The organism is Sphingomonas sp. BK580, from assembly GCF_014194975.1.
GTDB lineage: Bacteria > Pseudomonadota > Alphaproteobacteria > Sphingomonadales > Sphingomonadaceae > Sphingomonas.
Map to the genome: position 1 here is coordinate 521,281 of NZ_JACIAY010000002.1, position 24,752 is coordinate 546,032.

Annotated in this window: 31 protein-coding genes, 1 tRNA gene and 1 other RNA gene; 13 read left to right on the forward strand and 20 right to left on the reverse strand. The window is 71.3% G+C overall.

Annotated features, from left to right (window positions below; all coding sequences use genetic code 11):
- Positions 1–105 precede the first annotated feature (105 nt).
- From FHY05_RS05790 to FHY05_RS05835, 10 genes are all read left to right on the forward strand, one after another.
- Positions 106–2,397 carry a chemotaxis protein CheA gene (locus FHY05_RS05790; RefSeq protein ID WP_183943423.1) on the forward strand — a complete coding sequence of 764 codons (2,292 nt, stop codon included), beginning with the start codon at positions 106–108 and terminating at the stop codon, positions 2,395–2,397.
- Positions 2,394–2,834, forward strand: a complete 441-nt coding sequence (locus FHY05_RS05795) for a chemotaxis protein CheW (protein WP_183943424.1) — start codon at positions 2,394–2,396, stop codon at positions 2,832–2,834. Before FHY05_RS05790 ends, FHY05_RS05795 begins: the two co-directional genes overlap by 4 nt.
- Positions 2,835–3,098: 264 nt before the next feature.
- The gene (locus tag FHY05_RS05800; RefSeq protein WP_183943425.1) at positions 3,099–3,464 is read left to right on the forward strand and encodes a response regulator; all 366 of its coding nucleotides are present in this window, start codon (positions 3,099–3,101) and stop codon (positions 3,462–3,464) included.
- Between the two features lie 74 nt (positions 3,465–3,538).
- Positions 3,539–4,585, forward strand: a complete 1,047-nt coding sequence (locus tag FHY05_RS05805; RefSeq protein ID WP_311732378.1) for a chemotaxis protein CheB — start codon at positions 3,539–3,541, stop codon at positions 4,583–4,585.
- A complete protein-coding gene (locus FHY05_RS05810; protein ID WP_183943427.1) occupies positions 4,582–5,430 on the forward strand; it encodes a protein-glutamate O-methyltransferase CheR in 849 nt (282 codons plus the stop codon). The genes FHY05_RS05805 and FHY05_RS05810 overlap by 4 nt, the downstream gene beginning before the upstream one ends.
- A 19-nt stretch (positions 5,431–5,449) precedes the next feature.
- Positions 5,450–6,367: a DMT family transporter gene (locus tag FHY05_RS05815; RefSeq protein ID WP_311732379.1), complete on the forward strand. Its 918-nt coding sequence runs from the start codon at positions 5,450–5,452 to the stop codon at positions 6,365–6,367.
- Positions 6,364–7,053: an N-acetylmuramoyl-L-alanine amidase gene (locus FHY05_RS05820; RefSeq protein WP_183943428.1), complete on the forward strand. Its 690-nt coding sequence runs from the start codon at positions 6,364–6,366 to the stop codon at positions 7,051–7,053. The genes FHY05_RS05815 and FHY05_RS05820 overlap by 4 nt, the downstream gene beginning before the upstream one ends.
- 39 nt (positions 7,054–7,092) lie before the next feature.
- Positions 7,093–7,485: RNase P RNA component class A (gene rnpB / locus FHY05_RS05825), an RNA gene on the forward strand.
- Between the two features lie 55 nt (positions 7,486–7,540).
- On the forward strand, positions 7,541–8,089 hold the full coding sequence (locus FHY05_RS05830) for a J domain-containing protein (protein WP_183943429.1): 549 nt from the start codon (positions 7,541–7,543) through the stop codon (positions 8,087–8,089).
- A complete protein-coding gene (locus FHY05_RS05835; protein WP_183943430.1) occupies positions 8,086–8,388 on the forward strand; it encodes a (2Fe-2S) ferredoxin domain-containing protein in 303 nt (100 codons plus the stop codon). Before FHY05_RS05830 ends, FHY05_RS05835 begins: the two co-directional genes overlap by 4 nt.
- Before the next feature lie 189 nt (positions 8,389–8,577).
- Here FHY05_RS05835 and FHY05_RS05840 read toward each other — a convergent pair whose 3' ends face one another.
- The 9 genes from FHY05_RS05840 to FHY05_RS22420 all read right to left on the reverse strand — a co-directional run bounded on the left by FHY05_RS05840 (position 8,578) and on the right by FHY05_RS22420 (position 11,804).
- A complete protein-coding gene (locus tag FHY05_RS05840; protein WP_183943431.1) occupies positions 8,578–8,997 on the reverse strand; it encodes a SufE family protein in 420 nt (139 codons plus the stop codon).
- A 55-nt stretch (positions 8,998–9,052) separates the two neighbouring features.
- On the reverse strand, positions 9,053–9,292 hold the full coding sequence (locus FHY05_RS05845) for a hypothetical protein (RefSeq protein ID WP_183943432.1): 240 nt from the start codon (positions 9,290–9,292) through the stop codon (positions 9,053–9,055).
- Positions 9,293–9,319: 27 nt separating this feature from the next.
- Complete coding sequence (locus tag FHY05_RS05850) at positions 9,320–9,571, reverse strand: hypothetical protein (protein WP_183943433.1); 252 nt, start codon at positions 9,569–9,571, stop codon at positions 9,320–9,322.
- Positions 9,572–9,599: 28 nt separating this feature from the next.
- A complete protein-coding gene (locus tag FHY05_RS05855) occupies positions 9,600–9,797 on the reverse strand; it encodes a hypothetical protein (RefSeq protein ID WP_409321614.1) in 198 nt (65 codons plus the stop codon).
- Between the two features lie 114 nt (positions 9,798–9,911).
- The gene (locus tag FHY05_RS05860) at positions 9,912–10,220 is read right to left on the reverse strand and encodes a hypothetical protein (RefSeq protein ID WP_183943571.1); all 309 of its coding nucleotides are present in this window, start codon (positions 10,218–10,220) and stop codon (positions 9,912–9,914) included.
- A gap of 31 nt (positions 10,221–10,251) precedes the next feature.
- Positions 10,252–10,632 (reverse strand): envelope stress response membrane protein PspC, encoded by a 381-nt coding sequence (pspC, locus tag FHY05_RS05865; RefSeq protein ID WP_183943434.1) that lies wholly within the window; start codon positions 10,630–10,632, stop codon positions 10,252–10,254.
- A complete protein-coding gene (gene pspB / locus FHY05_RS05870) occupies positions 10,632–10,928 on the reverse strand; it encodes an envelope stress response membrane protein PspB (RefSeq protein WP_183943435.1) in 297 nt (98 codons plus the stop codon). Before pspB ends, pspC begins: the two co-directional genes overlap by 1 nt.
- Position 10,929: 1 nt before the next feature.
- A complete protein-coding gene (pspA, locus tag FHY05_RS05875; protein WP_183943436.1) occupies positions 10,930–11,592 on the reverse strand; it encodes a phage shock protein PspA in 663 nt (220 codons plus the stop codon).
- Positions 11,593–11,672: 80 nt separating this feature from the next.
- Positions 11,673–11,804, reverse strand: a complete 132-nt coding sequence (locus FHY05_RS22420) for a hypothetical protein (protein WP_260181234.1) — start codon at positions 11,802–11,804, stop codon at positions 11,673–11,675.
- 175 nt (positions 11,805–11,979) lie between these two features.
- On the opposite strand from FHY05_RS22420, the gene pspF reads away from it, so the two are divergent.
- On the forward strand, positions 11,980–13,041 hold the full coding sequence (gene pspF / locus FHY05_RS05880) for a phage shock protein operon transcriptional activator (protein ID WP_183943437.1): 1,062 nt from the start codon (positions 11,980–11,982) through the stop codon (positions 13,039–13,041).
- Between the two features lie 63 nt (positions 13,042–13,104).
- Positions 13,105–13,719: a superoxide dismutase gene (locus FHY05_RS05885; protein WP_183943438.1), complete on the forward strand. Its 615-nt coding sequence runs from the start codon at positions 13,105–13,107 to the stop codon at positions 13,717–13,719.
- A gap of 538 nt (positions 13,720–14,257) precedes the next feature.
- On the opposite strand, the gene FHY05_RS05890 is transcribed toward FHY05_RS05885, so the two are convergent.
- From FHY05_RS05890 to FHY05_RS05930, 9 genes are all read right to left on the reverse strand, one after another.
- Complete coding sequence (locus FHY05_RS05890) at positions 14,258–14,530, reverse strand: DUF1488 family protein (RefSeq protein WP_183943439.1); 273 nt, start codon at positions 14,528–14,530, stop codon at positions 14,258–14,260.
- Between the two features lie 84 nt (positions 14,531–14,614).
- Positions 14,615–15,280: a spermidine synthase gene (locus FHY05_RS05895; RefSeq protein ID WP_183943440.1), complete on the reverse strand. Its 666-nt coding sequence runs from the start codon at positions 15,278–15,280 to the stop codon at positions 14,615–14,617.
- Entirely contained in the window at positions 15,277–15,645 is a 369-nt protein-coding gene (locus FHY05_RS05900; protein ID WP_183943441.1) for a DUF6481 family protein, read from the reverse strand. The genes FHY05_RS05895 and FHY05_RS05900 overlap by 4 nt, the downstream gene beginning before the upstream one ends.
- A gap of 87 nt (positions 15,646–15,732) precedes the next feature.
- A tRNA-Lys gene (locus FHY05_RS05905) sits at positions 15,733–15,808 on the reverse strand.
- 113 nt (positions 15,809–15,921) lie between these two features.
- Positions 15,922–17,028 carry a rod shape-determining protein RodA gene (rodA, locus tag FHY05_RS05910; RefSeq protein ID WP_183943442.1) on the reverse strand — a complete coding sequence of 369 codons (1,107 nt, stop codon included), beginning with the start codon at positions 17,026–17,028 and terminating at the stop codon, positions 15,922–15,924.
- Entirely contained in the window at positions 17,025–19,136 is a 2,112-nt protein-coding gene (mrdA, locus tag FHY05_RS05915) for a penicillin-binding protein 2 (protein ID WP_183943572.1), read from the reverse strand. The genes rodA and mrdA overlap by 4 nt, the downstream gene beginning before the upstream one ends.
- Positions 19,136–19,645 (reverse strand): rod shape-determining protein MreD, encoded by a 510-nt coding sequence (mreD, locus tag FHY05_RS05920; protein WP_183920259.1) that lies wholly within the window; start codon positions 19,643–19,645, stop codon positions 19,136–19,138. Before mreD ends, mrdA begins: the two co-directional genes overlap by 1 nt.
- Positions 19,642–20,544 (reverse strand): rod shape-determining protein MreC, encoded by a 903-nt coding sequence (mreC, locus tag FHY05_RS05925; protein WP_183943443.1) that lies wholly within the window; start codon positions 20,542–20,544, stop codon positions 19,642–19,644. The genes mreD and mreC overlap by 4 nt, the downstream gene beginning before the upstream one ends.
- 24 nt (positions 20,545–20,568) lie before the next feature.
- Complete coding sequence (locus FHY05_RS05930; RefSeq protein ID WP_260181235.1) at positions 20,569–21,609, reverse strand: rod shape-determining protein; 1,041 nt, start codon at positions 21,607–21,609, stop codon at positions 20,569–20,571.
- A gap of 147 nt (positions 21,610–21,756) precedes the next feature.
- Between FHY05_RS05930 and mutL the strand changes: the two genes are divergently transcribed.
- A complete protein-coding gene (gene mutL / locus FHY05_RS05935; protein ID WP_183943444.1) occupies positions 21,757–23,535 on the forward strand; it encodes a DNA mismatch repair endonuclease MutL in 1,779 nt (592 codons plus the stop codon).
- A 37-nt stretch (positions 23,536–23,572) separates the two neighbouring features.
- Here the strand turns inward: mutL and FHY05_RS05940 are convergent, their stop codons facing one another.
- The gene (locus tag FHY05_RS05940) at positions 23,573–23,764 is read right to left on the reverse strand and encodes a hypothetical protein (RefSeq protein ID WP_183943584.1); all 192 of its coding nucleotides are present in this window, start codon (positions 23,762–23,764) and stop codon (positions 23,573–23,575) included.
- Between the two features lie 389 nt (positions 23,765–24,153).
- Positions 24,154–24,747 carry a 50S ribosomal protein L9 gene (gene rplI, locus FHY05_RS05945; RefSeq protein WP_183943445.1) on the reverse strand — a complete coding sequence of 198 codons (594 nt, stop codon included), beginning with the start codon at positions 24,745–24,747 and terminating at the stop codon, positions 24,154–24,156.
- Between the last annotated feature and the right edge of the window lie 5 nt (positions 24,748–24,752).

Genomic DNA, 24,752 nt, shown 5'->3' on the forward strand with positions numbered 1-24,752 from the left:
CGGCGGCGCCACTCCTCCAGGCGGCGCCGCACCTGCCTCAGTAAACACCCTTTTAACCGCCGCCGTGCCATTGCCGCGCTCGCCGACAGGACGCGACGGGGCCGCATGGACGATCTGCTGCAGGAATTCATCGCCGAGACGCGCGAGACGCTCGAGGCGCTCTCGGGCGAGATCGTCGGCTGGGAGGCCGATCCGAGCGACCGCGCACGGCTCGACTCGATCTTCCGATTCGTCCACACGATCAAGGGTAGCTGCGGCTTCCTCGACCTGCCGCGGCTCGCGCGGCTCAGCCACGCCGCCGAGGACGCGCTCGCCGCGGTGCGCGGCGGTGACCGCGTGCCCGACAGCGCTCTGGTCAGCGCGATCCTCGCCATCATCGACCGGATCGGCGACTTGGTCGAGGCGATCGACGCGGGCGAGTCGCTCGACGACGGCGGCGAGGCGCTGCTGATCGCCGCGCTCGACGCCGCCCCAGCCGTCGCCACGGTCACCGCCGCCGCGCCCGCGCTGCCCGACGCCGCGCTCGCCGCCACGGCGCAGCGTGCCGGGCACAAGCGCTCGGTGCGGCTCTCGGTCGACCTGCTCGACCGGATGATGAGCGGCGTCTCGGACATGGTGCTCGCGCGCAACCAGCTCGCGCGCCACCTCCGCCAGATCGAGGACCCTCGGCTCGAGGCGATGCTCGAGCGGCTCAGCCTCTCGGTCGACGAGCTGCGCGACACCGTCACGCGCACCCGCATGCAGCGCGTCGAGGCGCTGTTCTCGGCGCTGCCGCGGCTGGCGCGCGACTCCGCCGCCTCGCTCGGCAAGTCGGTGACGCTGGTGATCGAGGGCGGCGACGTCGAGCTCGACCGCGAGATGATCGAGCTGCTGCGCGACCCACTCGTCCACATCGTCCGCAACGCGGTCGATCACGGGCTCGAGGACCGCGCCGACCGCATCCTCGCGGGCAAGCCCGGCACCGGCGAACTGCGCGTCGTCGCGCGCCAGGCCGGCAACCTGATCATCATCGACATCGTCGACGACGGTCGCGGCGTCGACACCGACCGGCTCGTCGCCAAGATCCTGCGCGACCAGCCCTCGCGCGCCGGCGAGCTGCGCGGATTGGACGAGGAGGCGCGGCTGCGGCTGATCTTCGAGCCGGGCCTGTCGTCGCGCGATGAGGTCACCGCTCTGTCGGGACGCGGCGTCGGCATGGACGTGGTCAAGGCCAACGTCGAGCAGGCCGGCGGTCGGATCTCGCTGGTCAACCGGCCGGGGCAGGGGCTCACCGTCTCGCTCGAGGTGCCGCTGACGCTCGCCATCCTCAACGCGGTGCTGGTCGACGCCGCGGGCACGCGCTTCGCGGTGCCGCGCCAGTCGGTCGACGAGATCGTCGCGGTCGACGGCGGCGCGGTGCGGGTCGATCGAGTGGGCACCGGCTCGGTCGTGCTGCTGCGCGGGCAGCGGCTGCCGATGGTCGAGCTGGGCGACCTGCTGGATCGCACGTCCGCGGAGCCACCGCGCTATCTCGCGATCGTGTCGCTGCGCGAGGGCCGCTTCGCGCTCGCGCTCGATGGCGTGCGCGACACGCAGGAGCTGGTGGTCAAGCCCGCGGCGCCCGCGGTGATGCGCGCGGGGATCTACGCCGGCCAGATGCTGCCCGACGACGGGTTGCCGATCCTGCTGCTCGACTGCTCCGGGATCGCTGCCCGCGCGGGGCTGACCTTCGAGCAGATCCAGGCGCAGGCCAGCGCTGTCGCCGCGGTCGAGCCGGTGCGCGCGCTGCTGTTCCTCGACGTGGACGGCGAGCGCCGGCTGATCGTGTCCGACGCGGTCGACCGGATCGAGAAGGTCGCGGCCGGGGCGGTGCGCTCGCTCGCGCGCGGGACCTGGCTGACGATCGATGGCCGCTCGGTGCCGGTCTGGTCGGGACAGGGCGCCCACGCCGAGGCGGTCCGCACCGTGCTGCGGCTCCAGGCCGACGGTCTCGAGCTCGCGTATCCGGTCGAGGAGGCGATCGAGATCGTGCCGCTGCCCGGCGAGCTCGCGCCCGCTGCCGATCCGCACGGCATCATCGCCGGGCTGGCGGTGATCGCGGGCGAGCCGATCGAGCTGGTCGACCCGCTCGCGATGTTCGCCGCGCTGCCGGTCGTCGCCGAGCGACCGCTCTGCCTGCTCCACGGCAGCGAGGGAGCATGGATGGAGGCCTTCCTCAAGCCGACGATCGTGCAGGCGGGTTATCGTGTCGTGCGGTCGGTGAAGCCGGGCGAGCGCCCCGCGATCGCGCTGGCGATCGACGAGGAGGCGGACAGCGCGCCGATGCCCGCGCTGCGGCTCAGCCGCACGCGCGGCCAGCCGCTCTACCGTTATGACCGCGGCGCGCTGGTCGCCGCGCTGAAGGAGCATCGCGCATGATCGGGTCGCTGCAACTGGTGGCGCGGATCGGCGGCTGCGGCGTGCTGTTCGACGCCGAGCGGGTTGATTCGGTGGTCGAGGTCGGTACGGTCGTGCCGGCGCCGGGCGCGTCCGCCGCGGTGATCGGCCTGGCCGCGATGCGGAGCCGCGTCGCTACCGTGCTGGACGTGCGCACGCTGCTCGGCGTCCCGCGCTGTCCCGAGGAGAAGCGGCGCGAGGGCGGCCGCGCGGTGGCAACGATCGTCGACGGGCACCTCTATGCCATCGCGGTCGACTCGCTCGAGGACGTCTCGACCTTCCAGCTCGGCGCCGCCCCCGCGGGGCTCGATACGGCGGGCGAGTGGGACTTCGTCACCGGCATCGGCGAGGGAGAGCAGGAGACGCTGCTGGCACTCGACGTCGACCGTCTGGTGGCGCGCGCCAGCGCCCTGGCCTGAGACGTCGGCGAGCGAGCTGCGGCGGCGCGCGCCCTCTTCTCCATCGTGCCGCGACGGGCCCGGCGTCCGCGTCGGCACGCGCCACGTCAGCCACTGCTCGAGCGGACACGGGGATCCCGACTCACGTCCGGAACGACGGCGTGATGGAGATCCCTGCGCACGCACCGTGACAGCACGACCGCGACAAGTTCGTGTCGCCGTTAACGCCAAACTTACCCCTCGCGCGGCACAAGCAGGCCACGCTTGGTATCGCAGGACCGCCCCATGAAGACTTGCCTGATCGTCGATGACTCCAAGGTGATCCGCAAGGTCGCCCGGCATATCCTGGAGACGCTCGACTTCACCGTTTCGGAGGCGGGTGACGGTCGCGAGGCGCTCACCGCCTGCCGCGCGTCCTGCCCCGACGTCATCCTGCTCGACTGGAACATGCCCGTGATGAGCGGGATGGAGTTCCTGCGCGCGCTCGGCGACGAGTCGCTGCCGGCGCGCCCGAAGGTGGTGTTCTGCACCACCGAGAACGGCATGGCGCACATTCGCGCGGCGATCGAGGCCGGCGCGGACGAATATGTCATGAAGCCGTTCGATCGCGAGACGCTGCAGAGCAAGCTCCAGATCGTCGGCGTGGCCTGACGCCAGCGCCCGCCGCGCCCCGGCCGACCGCTGCCATGCCGCAGTTCGCGTCCTCCCTGGCTCCGACACGTGGCGTGCCGCGCGTCCTGATCGTCGACGATTCGGCGGTCGCGCGCGCCGCGCTGGGTCGCTATATCGAGGCGAGCGGCCGGTTCGAGCTGGCCGGTGCGGTCGGCGACGCCTCGCGGGCGCTCGCCTTCCTCTCGACGCAGCGGGTCGACGTGATCCTGCTCGATCTCGAGATGCCGCGACAGAGCGGGATCGACGCGCTGCCGCAGCTGCTCGTCGCCGGCGCGGGAGCGCGCGTGCTGATCGTCTCGAGCGCCGCGGCGGAGGGTGCCGAGGTGACCATGCGCGCGCTCGCGCTCGGCGCGGCGGACACGCTGGTCAAGCCGGTCGCCGGTGCCTTCGCCAGCCGCTTCGGGGACACGTTGCTGGCACGGCTGGACGTGCTCGCCGCGCCGGCCACACCGGCGGGCCTGGGGGTTGCCGCCGAGCCGGCACGCCGCGGGCGCGCGCCCACGCCGCTCGTCGCCGCTGCGCCCGCGTTCGACGCGATCGCGATCGGCGCCTCGACCGGCGGCATCCACGCGCTCGCGTCGCTGCTCGCGGAGGTGCCCGCGGCGGTGACCCAGCCGATCCTGGTCACCCAGCACCTGCCACCGTCCTTCTCGCCCTATTTCGCCGCGCAGCTCGGCGTCTCGGCGAAGCGCCCGAGCGTGATCGCGCAGGATCATGGCCGCGTTCGCGCCGGCGAGGTGGTGATCGCGCCGGGCAACGCCCATCTCGTCGCCCACGCGCTGCACGACGGCGGTGCCGCGACGCGCCTGTCGCAGGCGCCGGCGCCGACCGGCAACCTGCCCTCGGTCGACCCGATGTTCACCAGCCTCGCCGCGGTCTACGGCCCACGGCTGCTCGCGATCGTGCTGAGCGGCATGGGCCGCGACGGACTCGAGGGCGCGCGCGCGGTGCGCGACGCCGGCGGCACCGTGCTGGTGCAGGACCGCCGCAGCTCGGTGGTCTGGGGCATGCCCGGTGCGATCGCCAAGGCCGGGCTGGCGCAGGGCGTGATGTCGCCCGCCGAGCTCGGCGCGACGATCGCCGCGGGGGGCAGCCGATGAGCGCGGCGCCGCAGGGACCGTCGACGATCGACGCCGGCTCGGCACAGGTCTTCGCCGCGCTGCTCGAGGCGCGCACGGGCCAGCGCATCGCGGCCGGCCGCAGTTGGAAATTCGACGCGGCGCTGAAGCCGTTGCTCCAGTCGCTCGGGCTCGATCGAGTCGAACAACTCACGGCGAGGCTGATGGAACGTCACGACACCGCACTCGCCGACCGGATCGTCGACTCGCTGCTCAACCAGGAGACCAGCTTCTACCGCGATGCGGGGGTGATCGAGGCCGCCGCCAAGCTGGTGCAGGAGCAGCCCGCGCCCGCGCGCGTGTGGTGCGCCGCCTGTGCCACGGGGCAGGAGCCGCTGTCGCTCGCGATGCTGTTCGCCGAGGCGGGCGGGCCGATGCCTGAGATCGTCGCGACCGACGTCTCGGCGGCCGCGATCGCGCGCGCGCGGGCGGGCAGCTACAGCCAGTTCGAGATCCAGCGTGGGCTGCCGATCCGGCGCATGATGCGATGGTTCGAGAGCGCGCCGAACGATCACTGGGTGGCACAGCCCAAGCTGCTCGCGACCATCGCCTACCGCCGCCACAACCTCGTGACGGATCAGCCGCCGGCCGGCACGTTCGACCTGATCCTCTGTCGCAACGTGCTCTTCTACCTGGCCTCGCACCTGCGCGAGCAAGTGCTGGAGCGACTCGCCGGCGCGCTCAAGCCCAGCGGCGTGCTGTTGCTCGGCGCGGGCGAGACCGTGATCGGCCAGTCCGAGCGGCTGCGCCCGTGCCGGCGCGCCCGCGGCTTCTACGAGCGGGTCGGCGCGCCCGACACGCCGGAGCGGCTTTACACCGCGCGCTAAGTCCGCGATCCGGCGAGGCGTGAGCAGCGCCGCCCCGACCATCACCGCCCTGCCGTCGGTCACCGTCTTCGGCGCGCGCGACCTCGCCGTGGTGGTCATGATGAACCTGCTCTGGGGCCTCAACATCGTCGCGGTGAAGGAGGCGGTCGCGCTCGTCCCGCCGATCACCGCGGGCATGTTGCGCCAGCTGATCGTGCTCCTGGTCTGCGCCAGCGCGCTGCGGGTCGTGCCGGGCAGGATGGTGCCGCTGCTCGCGCTGGGCGTGCTCTCGGGCGGTCTTTTCTACGTCTTCATCAATCTCAGCCTGGCGGTGTCGGACAATGTCGGAGCGCTGGCGATCGCGGGGCAGCTCGGCGTGCCCTTCTCGCTGCTGCTCGCGATCGCGGTGCTGCGCGAGCGGATCCACGCGCCGCGCGTGATCGGCATCCTGCTCGCCTTCGCCGGCGTCGGGCTGTTGGTGTTCGACCCCGCCGCGGCGCGCGAGGGGGTGGGGCTCGCCCTGACCGCGGCCAGCAGCCTGGTGTGGGCGGTCTGCTCGCTGATCCAGCGCCGGCTGATCGGGGTGCCGGTGCTGACGATCTACGCCTGGATCGGTCTTCTCGGGACGCTGACCCTGGCCGCGGCGTCGTGGTGCTTCGAGCCCGGCGCGATCGCGCGGCTGCCGCAAGCGCCCGTCGCGGCGCTGCTGCCGATCGCTTTCTCCGGCATCGGCTCGACCGTACTCGGCCACGGCTCGATGATGTGGCTGCTGCAGCGCCACCCGGTCTCGACCGTCACGCCGCTGACGCTCGCCGCGCCGGTGGTCAGCGTCGCCGCCGCATCCTATTGGTTCGACACGCCGCTGACCTGGCCGATGGTGGCCGGGGGCGCGGTGGCGATGCTGGGGGTGGCGATCGTGACGATCCGGACGGCGGCGAAGGGTGAGCGACGAGCATGAGATGTGTCGAGGCGCCGTCGCCCAATTTCAACGAGCGCAAGCTGCCGATCTCGATGATCGTGCTTCACTACACGGGGATGCGCGGCGCCGAGGAGGCGATCGCGCGGCTGCGCGACCCCGCGGCCGAGGTGTCGAGCCACTATGTCGTCGACGAGGACGGCACGTTGCTGCGGCTGGTCGACGACGACAAGCGCGCCTGGCACGCCGGCGCGTCGCACTGGCGCGACGTCGACGACGTCAACTCGGCCGCGATCGGGATCGAGATCGTCAACCCCGGGCACGAGTTCGGCTACCGCGCCTTCCCCGAGCCGCAGGTCGACGCGGTGATCCGGCTCGTCGCGCACCTGAAGGACCGCTACGAGATCACGCGCGGCAACATCGTCGGCCATTCCGACGTCGCACCCGCGCGCAAGCGCGACCCGGGCGAGCTGTTCCCGTGGCACCGGCTGGCGCGGCTGCGGCTGGCGCTGCCGCGGCCGACCAAGAACCTGGTCGACCCGTTCTGGAGCGAGCCTGCCTTCTGCCTCGCGCTCGAGCGCTTCGGCTATGACGTCACCGACCGCATGGCCGCGATCATGGCGTTCCAGCGGCGCTTCCGCCCCGAGCTGATCGACGGCGAGATCGACGCCGAGTGCCGCATGATCCTGCTCGCGCTGCTCCTGCCGCGGCCGCAGGGCGACGACTGACGCTTCCCACGCGGCGCCGCAGCCGCTAGGGCGGCCGCGCCAGGGGGCCGGGCGGCCGCGTCACGCGTCAGCGTGCCGAGGAAAGTCCGGGCTCCACGGAACGACGGTGGCGGGTAACGCCCGCCGGCCAAGGGCGCGAGCCCGCGGTCAGGGACAGTGCAACAGAGAGCAGACGGCCACGGCTTCGGCCGGGCCAAGGTGAAAGGGTGCGGTAAGAGCGCACCGCGCGGCCGGCAACGGTCGTGGCACGGTAAACCCCACCGGGAGCAAGACCGAATAGGGGCGGCAGGGGCGCGTTCGCGCGCCCGGGGCGTGTTCCCGCTCGCCGCCCGGGTTGGTTGCTGGAGCGCGTCGGCGACGGCGCGCCGAGAGGAATGGTCGCCCAGTCCCGAGAGGGATGGACAGAACCCGGCTTACAGGCCCCCTGGCATTTTCGCCGCCGCGCTCGCTTGGCGGGCGCGGCGGCGGACCCTATGTGCCGGGGCGCATGGCACGTATTCCCACCCGCTCGAACGACTGGGGTTTCCCGCGCTGGCGCGGCTATGGCGCGGGTCGCGAGGCGGCGAACGTGCGGCTGTGCGATCGCCACGGCTGCGAGGAGCCGGGCGACTGCCCCGCGCCCAAGTCGCCCAACAGCCCCGACCGCTGGTATTTCTGTCAGACGCACGCGGCCGAGTACAATCGCGGTTGGAACTATTTCGAGGGCCTCTCCGCCGAGGAGGCGGCGGCGCGCGAGGCCGACGAGCGCCGCGATGCCGGCGGCTACCAGCAGTCGCGCCACCAGGCCTGGGCCGGACCGGGCGACGGCACGCGATCGCGCGACGAGATGCGCGCGCTCGAGGTGCTGGAGCTCGAGGTCGACGCCTCGTTCGAGGACGTGCGGCTGGCGTGGCGCCGGCTCGCCAAGTCGAACCACCCCGACGTGCGACCCGGCGACGCCGAGGCGGCCAAGCGCTTCCAGGCGATCCAGGCGGCCTATGAAGTGCTGCGCGCGGCCGAGGACGCGCGGACCTGGAAGCCGCGGGCGGAGGCGTGAGAGGCGAGCTCCGCGCGCGCTGGGGCGGCGCGCTGCTGGTGTGCGGCAAATGCTCGAAGAAGCTCGACGGCGGCTTCGGCCGCAAGGGCAAGACGTCGCTCGCCAAGGCGCTGCGCGACGAGCCGGGGCTGGGCAGGGGGCGCAAGGCCGCGCTCGGCGTGGTCGAGGTGCGCTGCCTCGGCGTGTGTCCGCGTGGTGCGGTGACCCTGGTCGACACGCGCGTGCCCGATCGGTGGCGGCTGGTCGAGGCGGGCGCCGACGTCGCGGCGCTCGCGGCGGGGCTGCGCCGCGAGGGGTGAGGGCGGCCGGATGAGACGGTGTGGCATGCACGATCGCCGCCACTCCCTCCGTCGTTCCCGCGAAGGCGTGGCACCAGAGGCGCTACCGCGCGGGCCCTTCGCTGTCGTCAGCGTGTCTGGATCCCGCCGGCGCGGGGATGACGAAGGGAGCGGGAGAGCGGTGATCCGATCGACGGAACGCGCACCAGCTTAGTTCGCGTACCGCCGCGCGGTCTCGCGGATCAGCGCGATCATGTTCGGGATACCCTGCGTCCGATTCGAGCTCAGCTGCGCCTTGAGCTCGAACGGCGCCAGCGCGCCCTCGATATCGGTCGCCAGGATCTCGCCCGGCGCGCGGTCTTGCACCGTGAGCAGCACCAGCGCGATGATGCCCTTGGTGATCGCGGCGTTGCTGTCGGCGAGGAAGTGGAGGGCGCCGTTCTCCGCCCGCGTCGGGTAGACCCATACCGAGGCGGAGCAGCCCCGGACCAACGTCGCCTCGGTCTTGAGCGCCGCGGGCATCGGTTCGAGCGTCCGGCCCAGCTCGACCAGCAGGCGATAGCGATCGTCACCCTCGACGAACTCATATTCCTCGCGGATCGCGTCGAGCGTGGGAGTGGTGTCGGTCATCGCGCGCGGGCTAGCCGCCGCGCGCGCGCGCCGCAACCGCCCAGAGCTCCACCGCTCAGAGGTCCACTCCCGCCGCGATCGCCTCGAGCTTGCGGATGCGTTCCTTGAGGTCGGCGATCTCGATCCGCGCGCCCGCGCTGGGTGCTGCTGCGGCGTGCTCCGGGCGGTCGAGCCCGAGCTGCTCATGCTGGAGCTGGAGCCAGCCGCGCCAGCCGTTGAGCGCGGCGTAGATCAGCATCGCCAGTCCGGCGAGGCCGGTCGCGGCCATGCTGAGGTAGAAGGTGGGATCTGACATGGCTGTCGTCTCCGTGGCGGGTTGATGTCAGCGGTCGCGCAGCTGCTCGATCTGGCGTTCCAGATCGGCGCGGCCGTGGCTGTCGGTGATGAGGCGCTCGAGCACCGCGACGCGCTCCTTGAGCTGGCGCACCTCGTCCTGCGCGCGGCCGGCGTCGACGCTGGGGTAGCCGGCGCCGTCCGCGTCGCGCGTCCGGCCGATCGCACGGTAGCGCTCCTGCAGCACGCGCCCGACCATCAGGATGAAGATGATGGCGACCACCATCGAGAACGGACCCATCTACTCTCTCCCTTGAAAGCGACGCCGCTCAGTTGAGCCGGTCGTCGCGCAATTGCTCGATCTCGGCGGCGACATCGGCGCCGCGGTCGGTGGCGATCCGCTCGAGCACGCGGACGCGCGCCTCGAGCCGCTCGGTGTGTGCCGCATATTGCGCGGCCTTCTCGGCGGTGGCCTCGGTCAGCACCTGGGCCATCCGCTCCTTGTGGACCAGCCAGCGCCGGAACATCTCACCGCCGACCCCCAGGATCACCGGCAGCCCGATCACCACGAAGGTGATCATGAAGAGCGTGAAGCCGTTGAGCTGTTCGAACGACATGGCGTGTCTCCTCCGGTTATGGCGTCAGCGGTCGCGCAGCGCCTCGATCTCGCGCGCGGTGCGCACCGCGGGGTCGGTCGCGATGCGCTCGAGCACCGCGATCCGCTCCTCCAGCCGGCCGACCTGCCCGGTGAGCCGCTCGTTCTCGGCCTCGAGCAGCGCGACGCTGCGGGCGGGGCCGATCGCGTCGCCGGCCAGCGCGTGCGCGCCGTGACGTCGACGCCCGCGCCGGTCCTCGTCGAGCGGGTAGCCGTGCCGCGCCCGCACCCAGGTGCGGAAGGCGTGCGAGGCGCTCACCGCGGTGACGATCCCCACCGGCACCATCCAACCCATATCCATGTCCGTGCCTCCCTCTCGCGCGGCGTCAGCGCAGGCTGTCGATCTCGCGCGCGAGCGCGCTGTTGCGACTGGTGTAATGAAGCTCGATGTCGGCGAGCCGCCGGTCGAGCTCGCGGAACTTGGCGCGCACCTCGGCGGTGGACCGCGTCGGATTGGAGCGGACGCCCTGCCAGAATTTCTGGTCCTCGCGGTCCTGGTAGAGGCCGGCCGGCTTGGGCTCCGCCATCCAGGCGATCAGGCCGTAAGCGATGAGCGTCCAGGGGAAGCCGCCCGCCAGGGTGAGCAGGACCATGGCGACGCGGACCCAGATCACCTCGATCCCGGTGTAATCCGCGATACCGGCGCAGACGCCCTTCCACTGGCTGTGTTGCCGGTCGAGGTAGAATTTCGTGCGACTGTCGGACATCAGTTCCTCCGATCGATCGAGCGCGCCGCCGGCTGGTCGAGGCGATAGTCGGGCTGGCTCCGGTAATCGGCCATGCCCGGGCGGAAATCGGGGTTGTCGGCGGCGACGATCCGCTCGACGGTGTTGACGCGATCCTCCAGTCGGCGCGCGAGATTGTACATCTCGTCGAGCAGCCGCTCGTCCTCGTCGGTCATTCGCGGCGCGGTCTTCCAGCGGGTGACGTAATGGAGGATCAGCCAGGGCAGACCGATGAAGAGCGAGGTGATCGCGATCAACGGGACAAACACGTCTTCCACCTCAATTCTCCCGGTTCAGCTTGGCCTTGAGCGCCGCCAGCTCGGCGTCGATCTTGTCGCTCGAGCGCAGCGCGTTGAACTCGTCCTCGAGCGTGCGCGGGGTGAGCCCCATCGCCTCGGCGCGGCCCTCGGCCTCGTCGGCGCGGCGCTCCAGCACCTCGAAGCGGCTGAACGCCTCGTGCGTCTTGGGGCCGTTCCACATCTCGCGCAGCTTGGCCTTGGTGTTGGCGCTCTCCAGCCGGGTCGCGATCGCGTTCTGCTTGGCGCGCGCCTCGCGCAGCTTGTTCTGCAGCTTGGCGATGTCCTCCTCGGACGAGCGCAGCGCCTCGTCGAGCGTGGCGACTTCGTCGCGAAGCTGCGCGCCCATCTCGGCCGCCTTGCCGCGCTCCACCAGCGCCGCCTTGGCGAGATCCTCGCGGTCTTTGGACAGCGCCAGTTCCGCCTTCTCGGTCCAGCTCGCCTCGATCTCGGCGAGCTTCTGGATGTGCCGCCGCATCTCCTTCTGATCGGCGATGGTGCGGGCGGCTGAGGCGCGCACCTCGACCAGCGTCTCCTCCATCTCGAGGATGATCATGCGGACCATCTTCGCCGGGTCGTCCGCTCGCTCGAGCAGCTCGGCCATGTTGGCGGCGACGATGTCGCGGGTGCGGGAGAAAATGCCCATCTCGATAAGGACTCCTGCGTAGTCGGTCCCTTGTAGCGGATCGCGCGGGCGGCGGGGAGGGTGCCGTGCCGCGCGGGGTGTCACGCCACGCGGTGGATCGGTGCGCCGCCGAGCGCGGTGGCCGGGCCGACGGCGCCGAGCACCATCGTGGCGCTGACGACGAGGGTGAGGGCGAGCGCGGCGAGCTTGCTGGTGCGATCGGTGCGGGTCATGGTGTGTCTCCTTGGTCCTGAGTTGCCCATGGCTTTGCATGGGGCGTGCCAATTACCCGCACCCGCTCATAACTCCAGCTTTTCCGCCGTTTTCGGTCATGTCGTACCATCACCCAGCGACTTGGAAGATTTCGACGGTTGCCAGCGCTTGGCAATCTGCGCCAGAAGTTGGCGCATGGAGCGAACGACCCAGGTCATCGGCCAGTCCGGAGTCTTTCTCGACGCGCTCGAGCGCGCGAGCCGCGCCGCCGCGCTCGATCGCCCGGTGCTGGTGATCGGCGAGCGCGGCACCGGCAAGGAGCTGGTCGCCGAGCGGCTCCATCATCTCAGCCAGCGCTGGGACCATCCGCTGGTGACGATGAACTGCGCGGCCTTGCCCGAGACTCTGATCGAGGCCGAGCTGTTCGGCCATGAGGCGGGTTCGTTCACCGGCGCGACCAAGGCGCGCGTCGGCCGCTTCGAGGAGGCCGACGGCGGCACACTCTTCCTCGACGAGCTCGGCACCCTGTCGATGGGCGCGCAGGAGCGGCTGCTCCGCGCGGTCGAGTACGGCGAGGTGACTCGCATCGGCGCCTCGCGCCCGCGCCGGGTCGACGTCCGCATCGTCGCCGCCACCAACGAGCATCTGCCCGATCGTGTCGACGCCGGCACCTTCCGCGCCGACCTGCTCGACCGGCTCTCGTTCGAGGTGGTGACGCTGCCGCCGCTGCGCGCGCGGCGCAGCGACATCGCCGTGCTCGCCGACTTCTTCGGCCGCCGCATGGCCGCCGAGCTCGGCCGCGACGAGTGGGACGGGTTCACCGACGAGGCGATGGAGCTGATGCGCTCCTACCGCTGGCCCGGCAACGTGCGCGAGCTGCGCAACGTCGTCGAGCGCGCGGTCTATCGCTGGGAGCGCGGCGGCGCGATCGGCGAGATCGAGTTCGATCCCTTCGCCTCGCCCTACCGTCCGGGCACGCCGCGGCCGACCGCGTCGAGCCCCCCGCCGGCAACCGCGCCAGCCGGTGAGCCGCCGCGCGCGGCGGCAGCGGAGCCGGACGACGAGGAGGTCGCCGCCTGCGAGGTCGGTCCGTCCGACTTCAAGAGCCGGGTCGCCCGGTTCGAGCGCGAGCTGCTCGCCACGGCACTCGCCGACAACCGCTTCAACCAGCGCGCCACCGCCGAGGCGCTGGGGCTCAGCTACGATCAGCTGCGCCACGCGCTGCGCCGCCACGACCTGATCGGGGCGGTTGCGTAACGATCGCGCGGGAGCCATTTGGGCGAGCGTCGCGTTGCGCACGCGAACCCACAGGAGGATTCCATGGCTTTCGAACTCCCGCCGCTGCCGTACGATTATGATGCGCTGGAGCCGGTCATCTCCAAGGAGACGATGACCTTCCATCACGACAAGCACCACAAGGCTTACACCGACAAGCTCAACGAGGGCGTCGCGGCGGACTCGAAGCTGGAGGGCCAGTCGATCGAGCAGATCCTCGGCCAGATCTCGTCACTGCCACCTTTGCTGCGCAACAACGGCGGCGGCTATTGGAACCACGATTTCTTCTGGAAGATCATGGGCAAGCCCGGCTCCACCAGCGGGCCGAGCGGCAAGCTGGCCGAGGCGATCGACGCATATGGCGGGCTCGACAAGCTCAAGGAGGATTTCAACACCAAGGGTGCTGGCCAGTTCGGCTCGGGCTGGGCCTGGGTGATCGTCGACCAGAACGGTCAGCTCAAGGTGACCTCGACGCCCAACCAGGACAATCCGCTGATGGACATGGTCAGCGACCGCGGCACGCCGATCCTCGGGAACGACGTGTGGGAGCACGCATATTACCTCACCTACAAGAACGACCGGCCGGGCTATCTCAAGGCGTGGTGGGACGTCGTGAACTGGGACGAGGTGGGCCGCCGCTTCGACGCCGCGACCGCGTGAGGTGAACGGGTGAGGGCGCCGCGCCGGGAGACCGGCGCGGCGCCCTCGCGACGGGGTCGATAGGTCGGGCCAGTGCAACCGGCAGGAACCGGGCCGGTGCTCCGGCGATCGCCGGAGCCGGGGGCCACGGGAACAGTCGATCGTGACTCCAGGCCCCTGCGTGCGCAGGGGCACATCACAGGCGGATCGACGAGGCGCGCTCTCAGATCGGTCGGAGCGCCCGATCTAAGCCGGACGCGTGTCCGCGCCCGCGGAGCCGAACGCCATCATCGCAGAGGTTCAGCCTGACCGATTGAACGCTCGTGCCGATACCGAATCCCTCAGCGGCGCGGCGTATCCGGCGCACGGCGCGCGAGCACCACCACCATGCCGAGCGTGGCCACCGCCCCGATCCCACCGACCGCCACCACCAGCGCGCTAGGTACGTCCATGATCCTCTCCTCGCCGTCGTGCGGCTATCGTTGTGACAGGAGAGTGACGCGAGTCGGCGGGCCGCGCAACGGTGTTGTTGCGCCGACCGACCCTAGAACTTTCCAGATTATTCCAAGTCGTTCTCGCTGACGACGATGGCGCCGGTGCCGTTCCCGCGCGACAATGCGGCGAGCGACGCCTCGCTGATCGCGTCGACGAAGCGATTGAACATGTCGATCGCGTCGCCGTCCGGCGCGTCGCCGCTCAGCGCCTCGAGGACGTCATATTGGACCGCGAACTCATATTCGTCGCCGTCGACTTCACCGGTGAACTCCACCTGGCGCTCGTCGATGTTGTCGAGCAGCGAGTTGTTGTCGATCTCCAGCTCGTTCGCGGCCATAACGTCTCCCTTTGATGCGACGGCTACAGAAGAGCGGTAAAGCCGCGGCGGGCGCGGGTGTTCCGTGCGACCCGCGTGATCGGGTCAGCGCGCGAACCAGATGACGTGCGTGGCGCCCTTGCCGTTGGAGCGCGCGCGGACCTTCACCTCGTCCACCGCGAAGCCGGTGCGTGCCAGCCGGCGCGCGAAGGCGGCGTCGGGCGCGGCCGACCAGATCGCGAGCACGCCGCCCGGTGCCAGCGCCGCGCGCGCCTCCTCGAGCCCGCGCGCGTGGTAGAGCGAGTCGTTCGCCTCGCGCGTCAGCCCGTCCGGTCCGTTGTCGACGTCGAGCAGGATCGCGTCGTAGCGGCGCTTCGCGCGCCGGATCGCCGCGCCGACATCACCGATCTCGAGCGACACGCGGGGATCGTCGAGGCACCCCGCGGTGAGCTCGGCCATCGGCCCGCGCGCCCAGTCGATGATCCCCGGCACCAGCTCGGCGACGAGGATCTCGGCGTCGGCGCCGAGCCGGGCGAGCAGCGCGCGGAGCGTGAAGCCCATGCCGTAACCGCCGACCAGCAGCCGGGGCGCGGGACGATCGCCGAGCCGGTCGCAGGTCATCGTGCCGAGCGCCTCTTCCGAGCCGCTCATGCGCGTGCTCATCAGCTCGTTGCGGTCGAGCACGATCATGTGATCGGCGCCGCGCCGGAACAGGCGCAGCGGCGCGCCGCCCGGGACCTCGACGACCCCGACCAGCTCGCGCTGGATCACTTGCGCTGACGCGCCTTGCGGGCGGCGTAGCGCGCGTCGCGCGCCGCCTTGAGCTCGGCCGCGGTCGGCAGCGACACCGCGCGCTTGGCGGCGGCCTCGGCCGCCGCCTGCTCGGCCGCGGCGGCGTCGGCCTCGGCCTGCGCGCGGGCCTCTTCCTTGGCGGCCTTCTTGGCCTCGATCGCGGCGCGGTGCGCGGCGCGCTTCTCCTCCTCGGCCGCTTCCTTGGCCGCGCGCGCGGCGGCGCGCGCCGCCACCTGCTCGGGATCGGGCGCGGGTCGATTCTTGAGCAGCTCGAGCGCCTTCTGCTTGGCCTCGCGCGCCGCCTGCGCGCGGTCGTTGAAATCGGGGGCCTTGAAGCCTGCCATGCCTGAGTCGTCTCCGTTCGAAGGGGCCGGTGATGTCCCGGCCCATAGCACAACGGCCCCGCATCGCTGCGGAGCCGTTGAAAAAACTGGTGGACGCACTTGGGCTCGAACCAAGGACCCGCTGATTAAGAGTCAGCTGCTCTACCAACTGAGCTATGCGTCCGTGACCGGCGGGAAGGAAGCGGTTGGTGCCGCCCCGCGATCGGGAAGCGCGCCTCTAGCAACGCGCTCCGCCTTTGCAAACCCCTTTTTTCGCGGTGCGGCGAGAAAAGCCGCTCACCAGCGCTGGCGCAGTTTCGATGAGCGATCGATCCCCATCAGGATGCCCAGCGAGATCAGCACCGTCATCTGCGCCGAGCCGCCGAAGCTCACCAGCGGCAGCGGGATGCCGACCACCGGGGCGAGCCCCATCACCATCATCAGGTTGATCGCCATGTAGAAGAACATGGTCGTCGCGAGCCCCGCCGCGGCCAGCTTGGCGAAGCGGTCCTCGGCGCGCACGCCGACGTTGATGCCCCATCGGATCACCAGCAGGAAGGCGATGATCAGGAAGGCGCCCCCCGCCAGCCCCCATTCCTCCGCCATGGTGGCGAAGACGAAGTCGGTGTGGCCCTCGGGCAGATAGTCGAGGTGGCTCTGCGTTCCGTTGAGGAAGCCCTTGCCGAAGATCCCGCCCGACCCGATCGCGATCTTGGACTGGCTGATGTGATAGCCGGTGCCGAGCGGGTCGCTCTCGGGATCGAGGAAGATCAGCACGCGGTGACGCTGATAATCGTGGAGCACGTACTCGAAGGCGAGCGGGATCGCCACCGCGGCCGCCAGCGCACCGCCGACGAACAGCCGCAGCGGGATCCCGGCGAGGAACATCACCGTCGCGCCGCCGGCGCAGATCATCAGCCCGGTGCCGAGATCGGGCTGCGCCATCACGATCAGCGCGGGCAGGCCGATCAGCACGCCGGCCGGCCATAGCGCGGCGAAGCGCCGCGTCTCGGTCGCGGGGAGCAGCGCGTAGAAGCGGGCGCAGGCCAGCACGATCGCCAGCTTCATCAGCTCGGAGGGCTGGATCCTGAGCGGCCCGAAGCCGAGCCAGCGCTGGCTGCCCCCGCGGACGGCGCCGAGCAGCTCGACCAGCACCAGCAGCAGCAGCATGACCGCGTAGATCCAGAAGGCCGATCGCTTCCACCAGTCGAGCGGCACGCGCGACAGCACCACGGCGCCGGCGAGGAAGACGACGAAGCGCAGGCCCTGCGGTACCACCCACGGCGTCAGGCTGCCGCCGGCGGCCGAGTAGAGCACGACCAGCCCGAAGCCACCGATGCCGGCGACCAGCAGCAGCACGCGCCACGGCAGCGCCGCGAGCGGGGCGGGGACGAAGCCGCTCACTCGCGTCCGGTCCCGCCGTCGCCGCGACCACCCTCGCTGTCGGGCTCGGGCGAGCCGGTGCGCGCCGGGCCGTCGCCGCGCGCGGTGTCGGCCGCCTGTGCCTCGGCGGTGGCGTTGGAGGCATCGGTCGCCGCCGCGACCGAATCCGAGCCGCTCGCCGCAACGTCGTCCACGTCGGGGCGAGGCGGGGGCGGGGCGTGCGCGGCGCGGTAGGCGGCTTCCTCCGCCGCCATGCGCGTGCGGATGTCACCGCCCCAGGTCGGCTCGACCTCGGCGAGGCTCTTCAGCGCGCGCTCACGATCGAACAGATAGGTCATGATGTCGCGGCCGATCATCGGCGTGTCGAGGTTGCGCACGGTGTGGCCGTTATGCTCCAGCACCACCGCCGCGGCGTAGCGCGGATTGTCAAAGGGCGCGAAGCAGACGAACAAGGCATGGTCGCGCAGCTTGAACGGCAGCTGCCCGTTCTTGAGCACGCCGCCACGTCGCTCCGCCATGGTGATGCGGCGCACCTGCGCGGTGCCGGTCTTGGCCGCGATCGCGACGCCGGGCACCTGCATCCGCGCCGCGCCGCCGGTGCCGCCGGCGTTGACCACGCCGTACATCGCCTCGCGGATGAGGCGGAAATGCTCCGGGTCGATCGCCATCGGCTCGGCGCGGGGCTTGAACGGATCGCGGAGCAGCGTCGGCTGGAGCTGGAGCCCCGAGCCGAGCCGGCTCGCCATCACCGCGAGCTGGAGCGGGTTGGCGAGCACGTAGCCCTGGCCGATCGAGGCGTTGATCGCGTCGGCGACCTTCCACTCGGTCTTGTACTTGCGCCGTTTCCACTCGCTGTCGGGCACGGTGCCGTAGCGCTGCGTCGCGAACGGCAGGTCGAACTTCTGCCCGAGCCCGAGCGCGCGCGCGACCGGCGCGATCTTGTCGTAGCCGACGCGCCGCGCCATCTCATAGAAGTAGATGTCGCAGCTCTGCATGATCGCGTTCTTGAGGTCGAGCGGGCCGTGGCCGTGGCGCTTGTGGCAGTGCCACACGCCGTTGCCGACCTGGAACGCGCCCGAGCAGAAGACCCGGTCGTTCGGATCGACGCCCGCGGCGAGCAGCGCCAGCCCGTTCATCGGCTTCACCGTCGAGCCCGGCGGGTACAGCCCCTGCGTCACCTTGTTCATCAGCGGGACGTGGTCGTTCTCGCTGAGCATCTTCCACTCGAGCTGGCTGATGCCCTCGGAGAAGCTGTTGGGATCATAGGCGGGCATCGACACCATCGCGAGCATCTCGCCGTTGGTGCAGTCGAACACCACGCACGAGCCCGAGTTGGTGCCGAGCCGCCGCGCGGCATATTCCTGCAGCCCGGCGTCGATCGTCAGCCGCAGCGTGCGCCCGGGCACGTCGGCGCGGGTGGCGAGCTCCTTGACCAGCTTGCCGCGCGCGGTGACCTCGACCCGCTTGGCGCCGGCGGTGCCGCGCAGCAGCGGCTCCATCGTCTTCTCCAGCCCGTCCTTGCCGAGCTTGAACCCGGGCGTGAGATAGAGCGGGTCGCGCACCTTCTTATACTGTTCCGCGGTCGCGGCGCCGACATAGCCGATCAGGTGCGCGACCGCGGCACCCTGCGGATAGTGGCGCGCGAACCCGCGCGACGGCGCCACGCCGGGCAGCTCGGGCTGGCGCACCTGCACCGCGGCGAAGCGGTCCCAGTCGATGTTCTCGGCGATCTCGACCGGGCGGAAACCGGGCGAGTGCTTCAGCTCGGCCTCGATCTGCGCCACCTCCTCGTCGTCGAGCCCGAGCAGCGCGCGCAGCCGGGCGAGGGTCCGGTCCTTGTCCTCGAGCCGATCGGGGATGACGTCGACCCGGAAGTCGGTGCGGTTGCTCGCGATCGGCTGGCCGTTGCGGTCGACGATCCAGCCGCGCCGCGGCGGTATCATCGTCATGCTCACGCGGTTGCGCTCGGACAGCAGGTTGTAGTGCTCGTTCTGCGTGATCGCGAGATAGCCCATCCGCCCGATCAGCAGCCCGCCCAGCCCGATCTGGCCCGCGCCGAGCAGCCAGGCGCGGCGCGAGAAGCTGTAGGCCTGCGCGGCCTCGGTCATGACGCGCGGCGGCCGCGCCATCAGCGTGCCCGCTTGAGGTCGATCCACGCCACCAGCCGGGCGGCGGCGGGGAAGAGCAGGACGGAGAGGATGATCTGGATCACGAGCACGCCGTCGACATAGGCCGAGAGCGGGCTCGCGAACAGCCGTCCCCCCGCCAGCGCGAGCGCGATCGCCACCGCCGCGATCGCCCAGCTCTGCGCGAAGTCGCGCACGCCCGAGCGCGCCTCGAGCGCCTCGACCAGGAAGAAGGCCAAGGTCCACAACAACATCGCACTGCCGAGCGGCTGGCCCGAGACGAGATCGTCGAACAGCCCGAGCAGCGCCGGTGCCCAGACGCGCAGCGACAGCGGCGCGAGCAGGCGCCACGACAGCATCATCAGCAGCCCCAGCGGCGGCAGCAGCCCGAGCGAGGCGTTCCACGGCAGCGTCGTCGCCAGCGAGCCGGCGAGCACGCTCGCCCAGGGGAGCAGGCGCGCGCGGCCGGGCGGCAGCGGCTCCTTGAACAGCGGGCGCGCTGGGAGCGTCACGGCTCGGGCGTGGGGGAGGGCGAGGGCTTGGGCGCGGGAGCGGGCGGGGCGGGTGGCGGCGGCATGAAGGCGCGGTGCACCAGCGCGACGTCGAGCGAGTCGGGGCGCGCGAACGGCCGCGCCGGCGCGCTGTCGGTGCCGGCGCGCAGCACCCGCGCGACCGGCACGCCGGGGACGAAGATGCCGCCCGTGCCCGAGGTGACGAACAGGTCGCCGGGGCGGAAGCGCCCGTCCGCGGTGTCGATCGTGCGCACGTCGACGAGCCCGTCGCCGCGTCCCGCCGCCAGCGCGGGGCGGCCGTCGCGGGTACGCCGCACGGGAACGACGCTCTCCGGGTCGGTGATGAGCAGCACGCGCGCGGTATCCGGGCCGACGTACAGCACGCGCCCGATCAGCCCTTCCGGCCCCGTCACCGGCTGGCCGTCCGCCACGCCCTGGAAGCTGCCCGCGTTGAGCAGGCCGAAACGGCGGGTGCTCGACGCGCTGGTGCTGACGATCCGCGCCGCCGCGATCGTCTCGGGCAGCCGGTCGCGTAGCACGAGAAGGCGCCGCAGCCGCACGTTCTCGATCTGCGCCTGGCGTCCGGCGAGCAACGCGCCGCGCGCCTGGTTGAGCCGCTCGCGCAGCTGCTGGTTCTCGCTGCGCACTTGGAAATGGCTGGCGATCGCGTCGGGTACCGACGCGAGTTGGCTGCCCGCGCCGGCGAGCAGCGCGGCGGGCGGCGCGGTCAGCTCCGCCACCGCCGCGCGCACCGCGTTGAACGCGACCGGATGGAAGGTCGACAGCGCGAGCAGCACCCCGCCGACCACCGCCCCGGCGATGCCGAGGATGTAGGTGAGGAACAGGCTATATTGTGCGCGCCGCGAGAAGCCCGGACGCCGATCCCGTGACGGCGCCATTGCCGCCATCTCCTCGCCTCGAGCTTACCCGTTCTGGAGAACAGCGCGGAACATCGGGTCTTCGAGCGCGCGGCCCGTGCCGATCGCCACGCAGATCAGCGGCTCGTCCGCGACCGTCACCGGCAGCCCGGTCTCGTCGCGCAGCACCTCGTCGAGCCCCTGGAGCAGCGCGCCGCCGCCGGTGAGGACGATGCCCTGGTCGACGATATCGGCGGCGAGCTCGGGCGCGGTATTCTCCAGCGCGATGCGGACGCCGTCGACGATCGCGGCGACCGGCTCGCTCACCGCCTCGGCGATCTGCGCCTGGTTGATCTGGATCTCCTTGGGGACTCCGTTGACCAGGTCGCGGCCCTTGATGTGGACCGTCTTGCCGATGCCGTCGATCGGCGGCTTGGCGCAGCCCAGCTCCTGCTTGATCCGCTCGGCGGTGGCCTCGCCGATCAGCAGGTTGTGGTTGCGGCGAACGTAGCTGACGATCGCGTCGTCCATCTTGTCGCCGCCGACGCGCACCGAGGTGGTATAGGCCAGGCCGCGCAGCGACAGCACCGCGACCTCGGTGGTGCCGCCGCCGATGTCGACCACCATCGAGCCGACCGGCTCGGTGACGGGCATGTCGGCGCCGATCGCCGCCGCCATCGGCTCCTCGATCAGATAGACCGCGCTCGCGCCGGCGTTCTGCGCGGCGTCGCGGATCGCGCGGCGCTCCACCTTGGTCGAGCCCGACGGCACGCAGATCACGATCTCGGGCCAGCGCATGAAGCGCCGACGCCCGTGCACCTTCTCGATGAAATATTTGATCATCTGCTCGGCGACGTCGATGTCGGCGATGACGCCGTCGCGTAAGGGGCGGATCGCCTCGATCGAGCCGGGCGTCTTGCCCATCATCAGCTTGGCGTCCTCGCCGACGGCCTTGACCCGCTTCTGGCCGTTGACCGTCTCGACCGCGACCACCGACGGCTCGTTCAGCACGATGCCGCGCCCGCGCACGTACACCACCGTGTTCGCGGTGCCGAGATCGATCGCCATGTCGTGCGAGGTCATCTTGAACAAGCGCGAGAATACCATTGACGTTGGGGTCCGTTGCTGTGCGCGCCGGGCGGGACGACCGGCCATGTTCGTCTATATCCGATCCGCACGCCGCCGCCGTGAATCATGCGTGCAATTCTATCTGCGGGGTCGCGGGAAGCGGCGGCTTGGGCTAGGTGCTGCGCTGTGTCAATACGCCGGCTCCCCTCGCATCTGGTCAATCGCATCGCCGCGGGCGAAGTGGTGGAAAGACCGGCCAGCGCGTTGAAGGAGCTGGTCGAGAACGCGATCGACTCCGGCGCGACGCGGGTCGCGGTGGTGCTCGCCGCGGGGGGTGTCGAGCGCATCGAGGTGGCCGACGACGGCTGCGGCATGACGCCGGACGAGATCGCGCTCGCACTCGAGCGACACGCCACCTCCAAGCTGCCCGACGACGCGATTGAGGCGGTGCGGACGCTGGGCTTCCGCGGCGAGGCCTTGCCCTCGATCGCATCGGTGGCGCGCCTGACGATCGAGAGCCGCCCGCGCGGCGCCGAGGGCTGGGCGCGCACCGTCGACAACGGCACGGTCGAGCGCGACGGGCCCGCCGCGCTGCCGCCGGGCACCCGCGTGGTGGTGGAGGGGCTGTTCGCGCGCGTGCCGGCGCGGCGCAAGTTCCTGCGCTCGCCGCGTTCCGAATATGCCAGCTGCCTCGACGTGGTCAGACGGCTCGCGATGGCCCGCCCCGACATCGCCTTCGCGGTCGAGCATGACGGCCGGCGCGTGCTGGCGGTGTCCGCGGCGGAGGGGCGGCCGGCGCGGGTCGCCGCGCTGACCGACCGCGCGCTCGCCGACAATTCGGTCGCGGTCGACCTGGAACGCGACGGGCACGTGCTCGGCGGGGTGGCGGGGCTGCCGACCTTCCACCGCGGCGTGGCCGATCACCAATATCTCTTCGTCAACGGGCGGCCGGTGCGCGACCGGCTACTGATCGGCGCGATCCGCGGCGCCTATGCCGAGATGATGCCGCGCGATCGCCACGCCGTGGTCGCCTTGTTCCTCGACGTCCCCGCGAGCGAGGTCGACGTCAACGTTCACCCGGCCAAGACCGAGGTGCGCTTCCGCGATCCGGCGCTGGTGCGCGGCCTGATCGTCTCGGGGCTGCGCCGCGCGCTCGACGCCGCCGGCCACCGCGTCGCGCACTCGGCGCCGGCGGACATCGGCGCTTTGTGGCGGCCCGAGCCGGTCGCTGCCGTCGCGTCGCCGGCGTTCGGCTTCGATGCCGCGCCGATGCCTGCGCCGCCGCCCGGCGGAACGCTCCTGCGCGAGCACCGCACCACCTTCCTGGCGCCGCCGCCGCAGGCGCGCGCTGAGGCGAGCTGGGCGCCGCCGCCCGAGCGCGACGATTTCCCGCTCGGCGCCGCGCGCGGGCAGGTCAACAAGACCTATATCGTCGCCGAGGCGCAGGACGGCCTGGTGCTGGTCGACCAGCATGCCGCGCACGAGCGGCTGGTGCTGGAGCGGATGCGCGCCGCGCTCGCCGGCGGGCGTGTCGCGAGCCAGGCTTTGCTGATCCCCGAGGTGGTCGAGCTCGACGAGCCCGCCTGCGACCGGCTCGAGGCGCGTGCGACCGAGCTGGCGGAGTTCGGGCTCGAGCTCGAGCGGTTCGGCGCGCGCGCGATGCTGGTGCGCGCCACCCCCGCGCTGCTCGGCAGCGGCGACCCGAGCGCGCTGGTCACCGACCTGGCCGACGAGCTCGCCGCCTACGACGAGGCGCTGTCGCTGCGCGAGCGGCTCGACGCGGTGGCGGGGACGATGGCGTGCCACGGCTCGGTCCGCGCCGGGCGCGTGCTCTCGCTGGCGGAGATGAACGCGCTGCTGCGCGAGATGGAGGCGACGCCGCATTCCGGCCAGTGCAATCACGGGCGCCCGACCTGGGTGAAGCTCGACTTCGCCGACATCGAGAAGCTGTTCGCGCGGCGGTGAGCGCGGGGGCGCGCCCGTCACGGTCGCGGCGCGGGACCTACTTCTCGCGCTTCGTCCCGCTCGCCGGCACCTGCGACAGCCGCGTCAGCAACAGCGGGATGTCGTGGGTGATGTAGGTGTCGGTCGGCACCGTCACGCTCGTGCGCAGCACCTTGCCCAGCGCGGTGAGGCGCTCTCTCCTGTCTCTGTCCGCCGCCGTCACGACCCGATTGTCCTTACGCTTATACAAGACTCCCGCGGCACCTCACTCGGTGCACGGTCGCCGTTACTGCCGGATCAACCCGCCCGGATCGCGCGCGTTCCGCTCGGGCGCGTCGCTCGTCGCACCGGGAAACGCTTTGTCGCAGCGCCTTTTCGTCCAGCCCGCGGCAACCTTTGCGCGCGGCACGCATTCTCACCGACAATCCAGCACAACAGGTCGCGCCATGAGCAAGATTATGCCGCTAGTTCTAGCACTTGTCCCGCTCGCCGCGGTCGTCGGCGCGGTCGTCACGGTGCCCTGAACCAGAGCCCCCGGGCGTCGTTCCCCTCCCCCCCCCCCACGGCGCCCAAACGGAAAGGCCCGCCCGGATCGCTCCGGGCGGGCCTTTCTGTCGTCGCGGGACGGTGGCGCGGGGCTCAGCCCTGCGCCGGCTCGTCCTGCGCCTCGGCGGTCGCGCCCGGCTCGGCGTTGGGATCGTAATCCTCGGTGAAGCCGCCCTGGTCGCGGCCTTCCTCGAAGACCTGCGCCATGACGTCGACGCCCTGCGCCTGCATGTCGGCCTCCTCCGGCGAGCGAGCGACATTGACCTTCACGGTCACCGCCACCTCGGGGTGGAGCTGCACGCGTACCTCGTAGAGGCCGATCGCCTTGATCGGGCGGTCGAGCACGATCTGGCTCTTCGTCACCTTGTGACCGTCGGCCTCGAGCGCCTCGACCAGGTCGCGCACCGCGACCGAGCCGTACAGCTGGCCGGTGTTCGACGACTGGCGGATCAGCGTGACCTGCGCGTCCTTGAACGAGCCGGCCTCCTTCTCCGCGTCCGAGCGCCGCGACGCGTTCTCGGCCTCGATGCGCGCGCGATTGGCCTCGAACACCTTGCGGTTGGCCTCGTTGGCGCGCAGCGCCTTCTTGCGCGGCAGCAGGAAGTTGCGGGCGAACCCGTCCTTCACCTTCACCACGTCGCCGATGCCGCCGAGCTTCTCGACGCGCTCAAGCAGAATGACGTCCATCTGCT